The sequence below is a fragment of the Paenibacillus sp. LT-B23 genome (genome assembly GCF_059417685.1).
The window spans coordinates 6,078-22,010 of the sequence record NZ_JBSQBM010000024.1 but is presented as its reverse complement, the minus strand read 5'-3'; the positions used below and the strand labels follow the sequence as shown (position 1 = coordinate 22,010).

Below are 15,933 nucleotides of genomic sequence, written 5' to 3'. Positions count from 1 at the left end.
GATAAGGAGATTAACGGCGATGAACTTAACATGGGACTTGGAGAGTCTGTATTCCTCATTCCAGTCGGAGAAATATCAAAAGGATTATAAACATGCAGCAGAGCTTGCAGATGAACTTGGTGCGAGGGCAAAGCTTCATTTACACACTCAAGAGAAGGCTGCGATTCTAACGGAAGATTTTCTTAGGCAATATAATGCATTCAGGAGCGTGTATCTGTGCTTATTCAGCTATGCAGAATTGGTATTCAGCATTGACAACAGGAATACAGAAGCTGCAAATCAGATGGATGTATTGGAAGAAATGGCCGCGGGTTCCGAAGAAGCTTTAGCAAGTTTCAGCAAATGGCTGGCAAGCATGAGTGGGGAAGAGCTTGATACTATTATTGGCTCGGGTGAGTATGTGGGTCGGCATGCTTTTTATTTGCGTCAGCTGCAGCAGCAGTCAAGGTATTTGCTCAGTGAAGAAGCTGAGGCAGTCATTGCCCGGATGCAGCTTACCGGCGCCAAAGCGTGGGAGAGGCTGTACATGAAGATACAGTCTACCTTGCGTGTAGAGGTGGAGATGAAAGGGGCAGCGCATCAGCTGTTTTTGACGGAGCTGCGCAATCTGGTGTACGACCATGATTCTCAGGTTAGGCAGGCGGCATATGAAGCGGAAGCCAAGGCTTGCCGCAGTGTTGCCGAACAGAGTGCAGCTTGTCTTAATGCGGTGTGTGGAGAGGCGATAGGAATCTATGAGCTAAGAGGGTACAAATCGCCGCTGCATAAAGTACTGGAGACCTCACGTATGGATCAGGAGACGCTGGAAGCAATGCTGCAAGCGATTAAGGAGAGCCTGTCTGCCTTTCATCAGTATTATCTTCACAAAGCAAAGCTTCTGGGCCACACAGGACCGCTCCTTTTCCATGATATCTTTGCTCCGGTTGGCGAGGATTCTTCCGTCAAAATTAGCTACCCGGAGGCACAAGAGCTTATTGTTGCCGGGTTTAACTCGTTCAGTACAGAACTGGGTGCGTTCGCCCGCAAGGTGTTCATCTCCAGATGGATCGATGCGGAGTCACGGGCAGGAAAAGGGAACTTTGGCATGTGCATTGATATCGCACCAATCCAAGAGAGCCGGATTATAACCAGCTTCACCGGGAGCTATATGGATGTTGGTGTACTGGCGCATGAGATTGGTCATGCCTACCATAGCAGCTGTCTTGCCGGAAAGACTATGGTCAATATAGATTATCCGATTCCGATTGCCGAGACGGCGTCGATCTTTTGTGAGGGTCTGATTAATCAAGAGTTACTGCTGAGTGCATCGGAAGGAGAAGTCTTGCCGATCCTGGAGCGGAGCCTCTCGGATGCCGGTTATTATATCGTTGATTTCTATGCCCGTTATCTGTTTGAAAGCCAGCTTTATGAGCATAGGAAATCAGGCTCGCTAACGGTGGAAGAACTGAACAGCCTGATGCAGGATGCCATGTCTGCGGCCTATGGAAGCAGTATTGACCCGGATTCTATTCATTCCTACCAGTGGGTTAGCAAGGCTGGTTATTATATGACAGGCAATGAGTTTCTGAATTTCCCGTATTCGTTTGGGCTGTTGTTCTCTAAAGGGCTATTCGCGCAGTATAAGAAACGTGAAGGCGGATTCGCCGAGCAATTTCAAGCCTTCTTGGCCGCCAGCAGCACCACCATGGTTGCAGATGCCGGGCAGTTAATGGGTATCGATGTGCGTTCACCAGAGTTCTGGAGAGATGCGCTGGCCTTGATTGGGGAAGATATTCAGCGCTTCGTTGGGCGTTCTGAAAAATAATAACAACAGGAAATGACAAGCATTTAGTAAACCTGCACATGCACAATGTCATTAAGATTAACTCAAAGACAGAGCTGGAATAAGAATGGAATACAATACACTGTTAAAAGCAGTGAAATCTTATATAATTGAATGGTACATTGGTAAGCTCTCTAAGTTGGGGAGCTTTTCTTTTTGTCTTTAGATGACAGGGTGAGAGCTTTATAATAGTAATTACAGATGATAATGGGGGGAGACTCATGAATAAACGGCAAGATATTTTAAATGCTTGGATTACGATCGAGCAGTTATCCGAAGGTTCTATTAATAAAAAAGACAAATCGCTAAAGCTCATACATACAATGGAAGAGGATTGGAATCAGTTCTTTTCAGACTTTTTAATGAAGCAAAAAGAACAACAAGATGTATCAGATAAGTTCTTTAAGAAATCGGGCTTAGCATTATATTTCGATATTTTTGATTTTCAAGAAGTTGTTGAACTATTGAGGGAGAAATACAAGATTGCTAAAACCTACGAGGAAGTTAGTAAATCTGACAAATTCACCTTCTCTATCTATTTTGATAACGAATTGAATTTTCTAGCAGACAAATTGTTTTATACAATGAGTGGTTATATCCGCCAACATGGTGAATTACCGAAAGATTTTTTGAAAGTTGAAAACGTATTTAGAGAAGATTTAAACAGCAAATTTGAAGAAGGTTTTCATACCACCATCTCTGAGCTTTTTCATAAATATCATATTTCCGCAGAAAATTTCCGCTATGCATTTGTGAAAAACCTGGATAACGGAGATGTAAATCTACATTCGTTCTTTATTGAAGATCTGAACAAAGCAAAGACAATCACTAATAAAAATTTGGATCGATATTTTAATGGCTTTTCGGGACATAGGCACAATCTGGATGGCAATAAAGAGTCCGTTCATTTTAACCCCCGAATTTTCGAGACAACTATTTTACAACCTAGGTTCTATCCGCTCGGGCGGTTCCCAAGTAATCCTGGTTTCGCGCTTTCATTTATGCAGCAGGTTGCGGTGAATCTTGCTTTAAATGATAAAAATGATATTCGTAGTGTCAATGGCCCGCCAGGAACAGGGAAAACAACACTGTTAAAAGATATTTTTGCTGATTTAGTCGTACAACAGGCAACGGAAATTATGCAGCTTTCTGATAAAAGGATTAAAGGGAGTCTGGTTTATTGGAAAGATTTTAAGCTTGGTGTTTTACCACATTCCATTTCAGATAAAAACATTGTTGTTGCAAGTTCAAACAATGGGGCGGTCCAAAATATTGTTAAGGAGTTACCAAAGAAAGAAACGATTGCGGGCGATTTTCAAAAGCTACTAGATGAAGCAGATTATTTTAAAGAGGTTTCCAATTCTAAATTAACCTGTGAAGGTTTTGGACAGAATCGCGAGATTAAAAGTGAGTTTTTACATGAGGAAAATTGGGGTGTGTTCTCGTTAGAGGGCGGCGCGTCAACAAACATGAACAAGTTACTTTTAACCATTGAAGCAATCGAAAAAGATTTAGAGGATCATGATCAAGCGAATACAGGTGAAAGTGTATATCAAGAATTCTCCCGTCTGTATGCTGAATTAAAAATCGAAAGAGATAAAATGCAAGACTATAGCGAGAAAATGTATGCTCTTCGAAAATTAAAAACCAAGCATAAAGAGCAAATGTTTGCATTTGAACAAGAAGAAAAAAAGAAACGAACAGATTTAATCTCACAGGAAGAAGAAGCGAGACGTGAACTAGAAAGACTGGGACAAGAAATTGAAAATCTCCAAGAGGATTGGTCAAATGCTTCTGTTGAGATAGAAAACCTAATTGATCTACAAGCTCAAGCTAAAAGGAATTATGACGTAGTTACTTCTCAAAAGCCAAGTTTTTTGTGGCTTCAGAAAATATTTAATAAGGCAAAAGTTGAGCAGTACTTCAAAGATCTGAATAATGCGAATGATCATTTAAATGATCTATCTAAACAAAAAACGAAATGGTTAAATGACCGTAGGCGACTCGAAAATAGGTTAAGGGAAAATGTTGCGAAAAGTGAGTATGTTCAAAAACAAACTCAGGACACAAGAGCTAACTTCGATCGATGGATGATCAAACAACAAAATGGTTTTAAAAAAGTGGAACGAGAAATTGTATTGTTAGAAAAACTCAAGTATCAAAGTGGCATTAAGGTACCAGATTTTTCACAATCGTATGATGAGCTGCAAAAGTCTAATCCATGGTTTACAGTGAAATTCCGTAAATTACAATCAGAGCTATTTATTTCAGCTTTAAAAGCTAGAAAGCAATTCCTGTATGAAAACAGAAGGAATTTAAAAGCCGCGAGAAATATTTGGAATAGGCAGTCTGAATACTTGGGAAAAGAGAATGGACAGCAGCTAATTTCAGAATCATGGAATTGGTTGAATTTCACGATCCCCGTTGTCAGCACTACTTTTGCTAGTTTTGGTCGAATGTTTAAAAATCTTAATGAAGATTCAATAGGTAATCTGTTTATAGACGAGGCGGGTCAAGCACTGCCACAAGCTAGTGTGGGTGCCATTTTTAGAAGTAAAAAGGTTATGGTCGTTGGGGATCCATCACAAATAAAACCCGTAATGACGCTAGGTTCAAATGTTTTAACCTTAATTGGAAGACACTATGAAGTCGATGAGAAATTTGTTTCTGCTGATGCGTCTACTCAAACCATTGTGGATGCCACAAGTCAGTATGGTTTCCAAAGAAATGAGGATGAATGGATTGGCATACCCCTTTGGGTACACAGACGCTCGAACTATCCGATGTTTACGATTTCAAATGAAATTTCGTATGAGGGGTTGATGGTACAAGGTAAATCAGCAGATGAGGCACAAGGGAAATCACAATGGTATAATTCAACCGGTAAAGCAAATGATAAATTTGTTAAGGAACAAGCTGACTTATTGAAAAGAATGATTGATAAACGTTTGCAGGAAGATCCGGATTTAGCGGATGAAATCTATGTGATCACCCCATTTAGAAATGTGGCTTATAAGCTTGCCCAGGTTTTAGATGAAATTAAATTCACAAAACGAGAAAACGGGAAGACAACGAATATTGGTACAGTTCATACTTTTCAAGGGAAAGAAGCCAAAGTCGTCTACTTTGTTCTTGGAGCGGACTCTGATAGCAGTGGGGCAGCAAGATGGGCTGTCTCTGATCCCAATATGATGAATGTTGCAGCGACGCGAGCTAAAGAAGAATTTTATGTGATTGGCGATAAGAAATTGTATGCCTCACTCGGTAGTGAAGTGGCAAATAAAACGATGTCAATTATTGACGATTATAACAATAATAAGGTCGGGAATGATGGTTAGGCGAAGTTCTCCAAGTTGGAGTAGATTCGAAGGGAGTTTCCTTTAATAGTATATTAATTATATTTTATAATCTGGAGAAATCACTCAATATAAATGTAACTCGTTGCCTTTATCCTCTGTCTATGAAAAAAGATCCTATCTCAAAACCAACTCTTACCCACTCTCCCGATTTCTATGCTTTAATAAAATGAGCAGTATTAACAAGAAGCGTTGAAAGTGGGATTCTATGAAGCGACTAACGATTGGCCTGTTCGCCCATGTGGATGCAGGTAAGACAACTTTTGCGGAACAGCTGCTGTACCATACGAACAGTATCCGGTCGCGGGGGCGGGTGGATCATCAGGATGCGTTTCTGGACAGCCACGACATCGAGCGGGCAAGGGGTATTACGGTGTTCGCAGATCAGGCGGTAATAGAATATAAAGGAGATAGCTATTTCTTAATAGACACGCCCGGACACGTCGATTTCTCCCCGGAGATGGAGCGGGCGATTCAGGTCATTGATTATGCCATTCTGATTGTAAGTGCAGTTGAAGGTGTCCAGGGCCATACTGAGACGGTCTGGCAGCTGCTGCGCAAGCATCGGATTCCGACGTTCTTCTTTATCAACAAGACGGATCGGATCGGCGCGGACGCAGACAGAACCGAGGCGGATATCTGTCAGCAGTTGACGGGGGAAGTAAGCTGCATTACACAGAGCTTCGCTGACGGCATAGTCGGCGAGCCGCTGCGGGAGGCCATGGCGGAGCGGGACGAAGCTTTGCTGGAAGCATTCCTGGAGGGAAGAGAGGATTACGGCTTCTGGCTGGAGGCTTTGCAGAGGATGATAGCGGCGTGTCTTCTCTTCCCCTGTGCTTACGGCTCTGCGCTTCAGGATACAGGCGTCATTGAATTTCTGGATCAGCTGCATCTGTTGACGACAACCACTTATGACGAGAATGCTTCGTTCCAGGGGCGGGTTTATAAAATTCGGCACGATGCAGGCGGAGCGAGACTCACGTTCATTAAGGCGCTGGGTGGTCGGCTGAAGGTGAGAGAACAGCTTAGTTACGAGAGCGGCGGAGTTCAATATGACGAAAAAGTTACGCGGCTCTTCAAGTTTAACGGCCTTAAATCGCAGCCGATAGAACAAGTGGAAGCTGGTGATTTGTTTGCGGTTGCCGGATTGTCCGCCGCCGTGGCCGGACAAGGCCTGGGGTCGATATCGGACAAGTTAGCTTACGATTCGGAGCCGACGTTACAATCGAAGGTATTATTCGACAATTCGATACATGTACAAAAGGTACTCGGTGCTTTTCGCACGCTGGAGGCGGAGGAGCCGTCCCTGAACGTCGTTTGGGATGAGAAATTGCAGGAGATTTCTATCCGCGTCATGGGATTGATTCAGCTGGAAGTGCTGGAGCAGCTTGTTAGAGAGCGGTTTGGCTTTGCTATCTCTTTTGGACAACCGGAAATCTTGTATAAGGAAACGGTTCAATCGGCTGTGAAAGGGTACGGCCACTTCGAACCGCTCAGGCATTATGCGGAAGTGCATTTGCTGATTGAACCGGGAGCAAGGGGCAACGGCATCATGTTTGATAGCAAATGTCATGCCGATGATCTGAATGTTGGCTATCAGAATCTGATTCGGAATCATCTCTATGAACGGGAGCATCACGGACTGCTGACCGGCATGCCGGTCACCGACGTGAACATTACGCTGCTGAGGGGCCGCGCGCATAAAGAACATACCCATGGCGGCGATTTTCGTGAGGCTGCCTTTCGAGCACTACGGCAGGGTCTGGAGAAGGCGGACAACGTGCTGTTGGAGCCCTATTACGATTTCAAAATCAAGGTCGCTATCGATGAAATGGGCAGGGTGCTGTCCGATATTCAGCGTGCTTCGGGTATTTTTAATCCGCCGCAGACAACCGGAATGCAAGCGGTGGTCACGGGCAGGGTGCCCGTGTCGACTTTCATGAACTACAGTGCCGAATTTGCATCCTTTACGCATGGACGAGGCAGTATCCGCTGCGTGTTCAGTGGCTACGACCGCTGCCATAATACGGAGGAAGTTATAGAGCGGATGGGCTACCGCAAAGGGGCAGACCCACTGTATACCTCCTCCTCTATCTTTTGCGCCAAGGGGGCGGGTTACTCGGTGCCATGGGATGAGGCAGAAGCCAAGATGCACCTTGAATTAGAACCTTGAATGATCTATTAGGAAACTAGGCAACTAAGAAATTATCGTGAGTAGTAAATCTAATAATGTGCTGTTGAGAAGATTCATTGAACCATATCATAAGATCGAGGTAAAGAGTTCGCCTGTTACGCGAACCTGGAAACCACACATGGCGTGAAGATCTACTTTGCTGAACATTTTGGTCATGGGGATGATAATCGCATAACAAATAGAAGGGAACAAAAAAACCGTTGATCATTTTCAGATTAACGGTTTTAAAAATTCAATTTTTCCATGTATGCCTCGATTGTTTTTTGAAGCATTCTAGAGCAGCGGGTTTTGAGGGTGTAGGTCTTTTATAGGTAGGATAGGATCAAGCTACTATTTTGGGTTAGCATTACTCATCCAATGATCTACATAAAGCTGGCTTACAGTCTCCTCTTCTTTTTGCTGTTTCATTTGCTGTAACAACGTTTCTGCTTGCGCCAGGTTGTCAAAGCTGCCCATTACCACAGCAAACTTGCCGGTGCGGGTTTTAACCATGCTGCTTCCTTTATCATGAAACTGTTCAGCCAGCATGGCCAGTGCTTCCCCCTCTTCCATGTCCTCACTTCGCACAAAGAACAACTCTCGCGGCTGCGAACGGTTTGCAGCAGAGAACAGCTTAAGCTGGATGTAGCCAGGATCTTTATACTCTGATACGGAATAATCCACATTCTCCTTAAGCTCAATTACAAAGCGGACTGCCGAATCATCCAGAATAATATTACGATATACATCTTTCACATAATTAAGAGCTCGAATATCCTTCTCCATTTTGGCATAATCAAGCTCACGTACTCCGTTAAAGGTGAAAACTAGCCGATCTGGACCTGCAAGTCGCTCTACGGTGTAGGCTGGAGCAGACGCAAGCTGATTGCCATCGACCTTGAAATGAATGCTTAACGAGTCGCTTTCCTGTTTGGTTGTTGCGACTGCCCCATCTGTGGATTGTCCCCCGCCGCCTATTTGAAAGATTTTCACGACAGACCCGATGATTGGTACATCAGACAGCGCCAGAGCTACGGTTGGCACATTAACTGTAATGACCATAGCCGCGCAGGCCGCAACCAAAGAAGAACCGCGCCACACTCGTCTATTCCGTTTCATTTTATGTGCACGCTTGCGAGCATTCTGAATCACTTCTGAAAGACTGGACGGAATTTCGATCTCATCATATTTTTCTTTACCATACATCTGCTTCAACCTTCTTTCTTCGTTAGTTGTAATTTGAGCTTATTGAGAATGCGATAAAACTTGCTTTTTACAGTATTTTCTGAAAGTGAAAGCACCTCACAATATCCTTGAATCGCTGGCCTTCAAAAAATTTTAGAATGATAAAGGACCTTTCCTCAGGCTTCAAAACTTCAAGGGCCTCGTACAAATCCATCTTTTCTTCCAAACTTATATTCGAATCTGCGGATGTTAGCGAATGTTGGCTGTCCTCTATATACGTATATTTCTTCTTCCGCCTTAAGTGATCAATCGCACAGTTGATGACAATCCTCGCAATCCAAGTTTCTACATAGTCCAGACTCTCCAGTTTCTTATATGAGAGAAAAGCCTTATACGATGCCTCTGATACGATCTCAAGCGCATCCTGTTGATTCTTGACGTATGAGTATGCAATCCGGTACATTCGTTCTTTGCATCCCATCAGCCGATCGCTAAACTGTTGTTCGGTTAACGACGCGTTTGCTTTGTTCAGTTGATACACCCCCATTGCTGGTTATACCTCGACTTTCATTGTTTATTGTGTAATGTATGTTAGACAGATCAGCGTCCCAAATAGTTTCATCATTCTGATGGATTTTTTTCACCCCGCTAATTAGCTGTCTTTCGACAAAAAAGGTTAACTTAACTTGAAAATAGGGATTCATTGCCTCTGAGACTTTAAGTTTTAGAGTTATTTTGTTCTTCTTGCTCAGATAAACGACCACGTCTTACGATTTAAACTATGAAAAAAGTTTGGTGAAAATGTAGTTTTCATGAGCTGATTTCCTAAGGATCACAATAAAATTGTGTTTTGAAAAAGCAGATATTCTTCAACATTGTCAGACAAGATACTAGAAGTATGTTTTCCAAGTCTTGTCGAAAAAAGTTTATTGGCTTACACTGAGTAGGTAAATTGTCTCAAATTTAAAATATGAAAAAAGAACTAAGATAGGCTAGCTATATGTAGATGTCCTATAATCGGTGTCCTACATCTGAGAGTTTTTTTGTGATGATAGTCTACAGCGAAACTAAGATACTAGGAAGAAGGAACTACTACATCTACCAGCAGGCCAATCAGTTTCTAAGAGGAGGTGAAAAAGAGGGAACTTAGCAAGTTACATCTCGGCAGACGGTTTAAGCATATCTAGTTCCAAGAATAATCAACTGAACGGATGGTTGGACCGCATGTGATGGTGGAAATTGAGTTTCACGCTTCATATTGTCGAGCGGTTGTTTAGATTTTGTATAGGTCCCTCGTAATATAATGTTGAAATACATTGTGTAAACTGTGCGTATTCTGCCGTTTGCAGTATGTAAGTAGCAAAGACCATCGAAGGAGAGGGGAAGATAGCTACTAAACATGATCAACAGCCAGCACCCCACGGCACTTACACGTTCATCTGGAACTCCGCAAGAGTTTCGATGATATAAAGGCTGCTGGGATCAAGCCAATAGCATATGTTTATTCGCTTGAGCGGTTAAATCGAGGAAATGAGCTCGATATAGAAAAAAATCTGGCAATAAAGGGGTAATTTGTTTGAAAAGAAAACGCAGTTTGAGCAAAGCTGTGCTATCTCTCTGCCTAGCAGTTTTGCTTTTCTTGCAGACGGTGACGTTCTCTGCTGTCGCGTTTGCGGAGAGAACGTCAGACGGTTTCGGGACGGCGGACGAACCGTCGTCGGTATCTGAGGCAGTGTACGCTCCGCCGACCGAACCGTTGCCAGTACCAGAGGCGGTGTTCGCTATGCCGGCCAATCTCGTAGCGATGGCGGCAGTCCCGACGGACAAAACGGCGGTGTTCATGGAAGCTAATTCAACCTTTCCGCTGGAAGTGACGCAGGGAAATGCTGTTATTGATCCAAACGGTATTATTCAGGGTAGACAGCCATTTACTCTCAAATCGGAAGGTCTGAAGGTGCCAGTGAATGGTGATGACTCTAATCCGACAAATGCGAATCTCGACCTATACATTCAGAAGGGTGACTGGATCGAGCTGAAAAGAGAAGACTACTTCAAGGAAGTGGTGTTGCCGACAACTATTAAAACCCTGAATGCACAGACTGAATCAGGTATGAAACAGCTTGGTACCGCCTATTTCACTCCAAATAGCATCAGGATTGTATTTAACGGTGATGATAACTTTTTCAATGGTGTTGGACGAGGTATTGTCTTCAGCTTTGTAACTACTGCCGATGCAGATGTAACGGGAATGGAGTATGGCGATACAAAGCCTATCAACATCTTTGGCGGTGCTTATCAGCTAGAGAACCCAGATGTTACAGCAGCGTATAGCATTACTTTAAGCTCGCCTGGAATGATCAGGTGGGATCAGTATAGTTATCGCGGAATTCAACCGGCACAATTTGTTGAGGGAGCGATTACTTGGCAGTCAAGCGTATCTGCATTCGATCAGTTTGATAAAACAATCAAATTACCGCTAGACGGGAAGACGTTTTATACGAATCCTTCAACTTATAATACCGGCTTTGGAAATGTCCGCGGTATCTATATGGAGGATTCATTCAAAGTAAATGACCAAAATGTAACTCCAGACATTGGGGCAGACGGATCGCTGACTTACACTTTCCCACAGGGAACAGGTGTAGATCCAAAGGTTGAATATAAAACATGGATTCCAAAGGAAGCCTATTATTACGAGCACCGGAATCCGCCAGGCAATCTTGGTCGCAGCTATCGGGATATGAATGGCAAAGTGGAACTGAGACAGGACAATAATATGTTGGTGCAGGCAGGTCAGGAAATTTCTTTCGCACCCGACTGGATTCAAGCCAGCGCCTCGTATGACAATCCTAATGAAACAACCACATGGAAAGTCACTGTTAACCAGTATAACAAAAAAGGTTTAAAGAACTTTACCATCACAAATGTACTACCTGAAGGGCTGGATTTTACTTCAGCCACATGGCAGACATGGGTGGATGGCACTGCATCTGAGGTACAATCAATTGCACCGGATGCGAACAGTGTTTATTCCTTTGGGGACATTAACGGTAAAGTGGAACTAGTGATTAAGACTAAGGTGAAAAACGGTTCAAATTTCAGAATCGATCCACGCGCTAACTGGAATTTGGACACACCAGGCGGTATTCAGAACAATGATGTGATAACTGGTATAAGACCTGCCGCAGTAACTGACGAGGCAATCGTTACTATTGGTGCGCATGATTTTACAAAAAATGGATCTGTTTCAATGGAGGATTATAACCTGGGCGGCATCACGTGGAGCGTTAATCTAACGCCACAGTATGCCCTGCCAAATGCGGCGGTATACGATGTGCTGGTGCATGGCGGAGATTTGAACGTCTTGGACAACGCAGTGGATGCAACCGGTGAGGTGAGCGCGGAAACGATTGCGAAAATCAAGGCAAATGTTAATACTGCTCAGCTTTGGAAGCAATATCACGAAGGTACCCTCAAGAGCACAAACGGCTTAACCTTGAAGGTTATCCCTTTGACAGTGAACGGTGAAGTCGTGGCCGATTTGATCAAGGTAACCGGATACACCGACAAAGCTGCATCCTTCAGCTTCCGTTCACTTGAGACCAAGCCGGATATCCTCTTCAGACAGGATATTAATGCAGGGAAAACAAGTTGGAATCGGGCTTTGCTCTTTGACGGCGAAACCGTAAAAACTGCTGCGCAAAACGCTGTTAATCTTCATCTGCGTATGCTGAACAAGGATATGCTCTTTGCGTCGAAGCCATTGAAAGCAGATGGTACACTTGAAAATGTTAATCCAAATAACGTAAGTAGCTACATTAGAAACGACAGCAATGAAGCGTGGACGATTTCTGGCTATGACAGGACAACCAAGACTGTTACATTCCGCTTAGGGGTGAATATGCCAGGATACAACACAGAAGAAATGGCTAAGGACGGTGGTAGCCGAGTAATCAGCAACATCAAGCTAGTGGATACACTGCCTGAAGGCTGGGAATTCGTTCCGTTTTCTGAGAGCAAAGATGTTGAGCTTTGGAAAGGCTACTCGGACAATAATGGAGGTACCGAGTATGGTGTCAGAAACGACGCCAAAACAATTATTGAACCAGGCACTAATGCTCATGTGGTAAACTTCTCCCATAATGGAAACGTAGGAACTTTCACCTTCTCTAAATTGGAAAGTCCTTATGTCATTTTGGTAAAGGCAAGACCATCCAATGTGGCATTAGGCAAATATTTAGAGGAATACACTACAAACGGCACAACCAAGCAGGTGTTGTATAATAAAGCTGACCTTCATATGACATGGGGCGGAGAGGAAAAGGTTCTCACTGAACAACGTAAGATTATCGTACCTATTCAGACCTTGGGCAAGTCGGTAACTAAGCCAGTTCCAGGGGTGCTGGAATGGACAGTGAACTATACCCCGCCATTTAACATGAAGCAGGGCGTTTATCTGCAGGATACCCTAGGTGCAGGCATGAATCTGCGCTATGAAGAAAACGGAAAGCTTGTGCTGACAGCGCCTAGTATGGCAGTCTATCGTGCTAAACTGACTGCCAGCGGTGCTCTGGAACGAGAGGGCGCAGCACTGGATCTAAGCGACCCGAATGCTGAAGTTCAGGTAGAAGCTGCACCAGGCGCGGGAGGCACCACAGTTTTAAAATTCAAAATGAACGACCCTAATAAGTTTTACCAGTTTGTGTACCAAACAGAGGTTGATTCATCTAAAGCGAAAGCCGGAGACAAAATGGGCAACGAGGTAAAGCTGGAGGGTGATGACAATCTGAAATCTGTCAGTGCCAGAAGCGAAAGCACGCTGGACAGTTCGGACGTAGCCGGCAGTTCAAGCTCCAATGCCCTGCTGCCCCTGAAAAAGGTGGATCCTAATGGCAATCCGCTAAAAGGCGTAGAGTTTACGCTCTATAAGAAGGACGATGGAACTCAAATCGCCAAAGGAACAACCGATAGCGGAGGGAAACTTAATCTGCTATTCCCAGATCCAGGGTATTATGAGCTGAAGGAAACTTATATTGACACAACGACATGGTTGCCGACTACAAGAATTTATCAGGTGTACGTAGGGAATACGCCCGGGAAGCCCATCTGGGTAGATGGCGTAAAAGTAACCTCTGATAATCCGCTGGTCGTACCTACGCCGGCGCAAGGAAAGCTGACTATCAGCAATAAGGTTGGAGGAAACGGCAGCGATTCTTCCAAGGAATTTGAATACACCTTGACCTTTACCGGCGAAGGCAAGGACGGAGAGTACACCTATAAGAAGCCGGATAATACGTTTGGCACGATCAAGAGCGGAGATAAGATTACCCTCAAGCACGGGGAATCTGTGACGCTCCCGATATTGCCTGCGGATCTGGTCTATACCGTAACCGAGGCCGATTATACGACCGTTGACGGTTATATCACCACGCCGGAGACGAGAGAGCTGTCCGGCACAATCGTGAATAAAGGCGACCACAAGGCGGATTTCATCAATGAACGGACCGTCAACAAACTGACCGTCAGCAATACGGTCATGGGCAACGGCGGCGACAAGACGAAGGTGTTCGAGTACACCGTCGTCTTTGAGGATGCAGGCAAGGATGGAAGCTACTCTTACTTGAAGTCGGGCGGGGGCACAGGTACGATCAAGTCCCGCGATACCTTCAAGCTCAAGGATGGAGAGACACTGGATATTTCGGGTCTGCCTAAGGGTCTGAAATACACAATTACCCAGAAGGAATACACAGCCGACGAATACGTGACCATTCCTGAGGAACGGTATTATACCGGAGTCATGGAGGGCAAAGATGAAGATGCCCCGTTTACGAACGTGCGAGTCTTGGAGGGCGACTTGCTAATCAGCAACAAGATTAAAGGCAAAGACGACGACAAAAAGAAGCCGTTCAAGTACACAGTCACCTTCACAGGCGAGAGAGCGAACGAATCCTACTCTTATGTGAAGTCGGATGGCAGTAAGGGCACGATCAAGAGCGGAGAGACCTTCGAGCTTACTGATGGCCAGACGCTCATTGTGCAAGGACTTCCGACATATCTCCAGTATAAGGTGACCCAGGATGATTATACGAAAGACGGCTATGTGACAGATCCTGAAAGTCTCGTTCGCACAGGCACCATTCCACAGAAAAAAGCGGCCGAAGCACACTTTGTCAATACCCGCCCGTATCTGGAAGGCGTGCTGCGTGATAACAACACAGGAGAAGTCATTCCGAATGCCCCCATCACGGTGACCGATCTGAACACAGGCAAGGAGCTTCAGACGAAGACAAATGAGAAGGGTGAATATTCAGTCCCAGCCGCAGCGGATACCGACTATACGATCACATATACGAAGTGGTATCAGGTAGGTGGGAAGGGTGTGCCTGTCGAGTTCACGCAAAAAGCAAATGTGGACGGCAGCGTGACGGACGAGACCGTTCCGGCGGACATTACGGCGGTAGGGATCGTTCTGTTCAAGCAGCTGAATGGAGCAAAAGAGCTATTCAACGATTCGTTTACCAACCAGATGCATATCTATTTGAAGGATAAGGACGGCAATTATATTAAGGAGAACGGTCGTCCTAAGGCGTTTCCGATGGCTTCGAACGGAACTTTCTCTGTGGAAGGGCTAAGCGAGCAGAAGTACACAATGGAAGTTCGCTATAAAGCTGAGACCGGCGAGGAACTGCTCCTCAAAGTGACGCAACTGGACGTGAAAGCTAACGGAGAGCTGAATATTTCCGAGGAATTGGTCGACCCTTATGGTACGGTTTATGATGAAACGACAGGAGATGCCATCACTGGCAAGAAAATTGACGGAGCCAAAGTTACACTGTATTATGCGGATACGAAGCGGAATAGAGATAACGGCCGCATTCCGGGTACGAAAGTAACGCTTCCTCTGGTTCCGAATTTTCCACCGCACAACAACGAGAGCCCGGAGCAGGATAGCGATGCAAATGGCTCCTATGCGTACATGGTGTTTCCTGAAGCGGATTACTATCTGATCGTAACGAAGGACGGATATGAGACGCACCGGAGTGATACGATTTCTGTCGATTTTGACATTATAAAATACGACGTGCCAATGAAGCCGATCAGTTCCGGTGGCGGCTCCGGCGGCAACTCCGGCAACGGTAACAGCGGAACCGGCAATGGCAACAACGGAACCGACAACGGCAACAACGAAACCGGCAATGGTAACAGCGGAACCGGCAATGGTAACAGCGGAACCGGCAACGGCAACAGTGGAACCGGCAACGGTAACAGTGGAACCGGCAACGGCAACAACGGAACCGACAACGGTAACAACGGAACCGACAACGGCAACAACGAAACCGACAACGGTAACAACGGAACCGACAACGGCAACAACGGAACCGACAACGGTAACAACG

At 44.9% G+C, this 15,933-nt stretch carries 6 protein-coding genes; 4 read left to right on the top strand and 2 right to left on the bottom strand.

Translation table 11 applies throughout. From position 1 onward, the window contains the following. Positions 1-19 precede the first annotated feature (19 nt). The 3 genes from ACWXW9_RS23995 to ACWXW9_RS23985 all read left to right on the top strand — a co-directional run bounded on the left by ACWXW9_RS23995 (position 20) and on the right by ACWXW9_RS23985 (position 7,351). Entirely contained in the window at positions 20-1,804 is a 1,785-nt protein-coding gene (locus tag ACWXW9_RS23995; RefSeq protein ID WP_494931492.1) for a M3 family oligoendopeptidase, read from the top strand. Positions 1,805-2,043: 239 nt separating this feature from the next. Continuing rightward, positions 2,044-5,160: a DEAD/DEAH box helicase gene (locus tag ACWXW9_RS23990; protein ID WP_494931491.1), complete on the top strand. Its 3,117-nt coding sequence runs from the start codon at positions 2,044-2,046 to the stop codon at positions 5,158-5,160. Positions 5,161-5,386: 226 nt separating this feature from the next. Further along, entirely contained in the window at positions 5,387-7,351 is a 1,965-nt protein-coding gene (locus tag ACWXW9_RS23985) for a GTP-binding protein (protein WP_494931490.1), read from the top strand. Between the two features lie 351 nt (positions 7,352-7,702). Here ACWXW9_RS23985 and ACWXW9_RS23980 read toward each other — a convergent pair whose 3' ends face one another. Both ACWXW9_RS23980 and ACWXW9_RS23975 read right to left on the bottom strand, forming a co-directional pair. Then, the gene (locus tag ACWXW9_RS23980) at positions 7,703-8,557 is read right to left on the bottom strand and encodes a hypothetical protein (RefSeq protein WP_494931489.1); all 855 of its coding nucleotides are present in this window, start codon (positions 8,555-8,557) and stop codon (positions 7,703-7,705) included. Positions 8,558-8,624: 67 nt separating this feature from the next. Further along, a complete protein-coding gene (locus tag ACWXW9_RS23975; protein ID WP_494931488.1) occupies positions 8,625-9,083 on the bottom strand; it encodes a sigma-70 family RNA polymerase sigma factor in 459 nt (152 codons plus the stop codon). A 1,029-nt stretch (positions 9,084-10,112) separates the two neighbouring features. Here ACWXW9_RS23975 and ACWXW9_RS23970 point away from each other — a divergent pair. Then, the coding region (locus ACWXW9_RS23970) for a DUF7601 domain-containing protein (RefSeq protein WP_494931487.1) at positions 10,113-15,933 on the top strand (5,821 nt) is incomplete at its 3' end.

Excerpts from the sequence above, each read along its gene's own strand:
- ACWXW9_RS23995 (WP_494931492.1), top strand. The coding sequence starts at position 20 with ATGAACTTAACATGGGACTTGGAGAGTCTGTATTCCTCATTCCAGTCG.
- ACWXW9_RS23990 (WP_494931491.1), top strand. The coding sequence starts at position 2,044 with ATGAATAAACGGCAAGATATTTTAAATGCTTGGATTACGATCGAGCAG.
- ACWXW9_RS23985 (WP_494931490.1), top strand. The coding sequence starts at position 5,387 with ATGAAGCGACTAACGATTGGCCTGTTCGCCCATGTGGATGCAGGTAAG.
- ACWXW9_RS23980 (WP_494931489.1), bottom strand. The coding sequence starts at position 8,557 with ATGTATGGTAAAGAAAAATATGATGAGATCGAAATTCCGTCCAGTCTT.
- ACWXW9_RS23975 (WP_494931488.1), bottom strand. The coding sequence starts at position 9,083 with ATGGGGGTGTATCAACTGAACAAAGCAAACGCGTCGTTAACCGAACAA.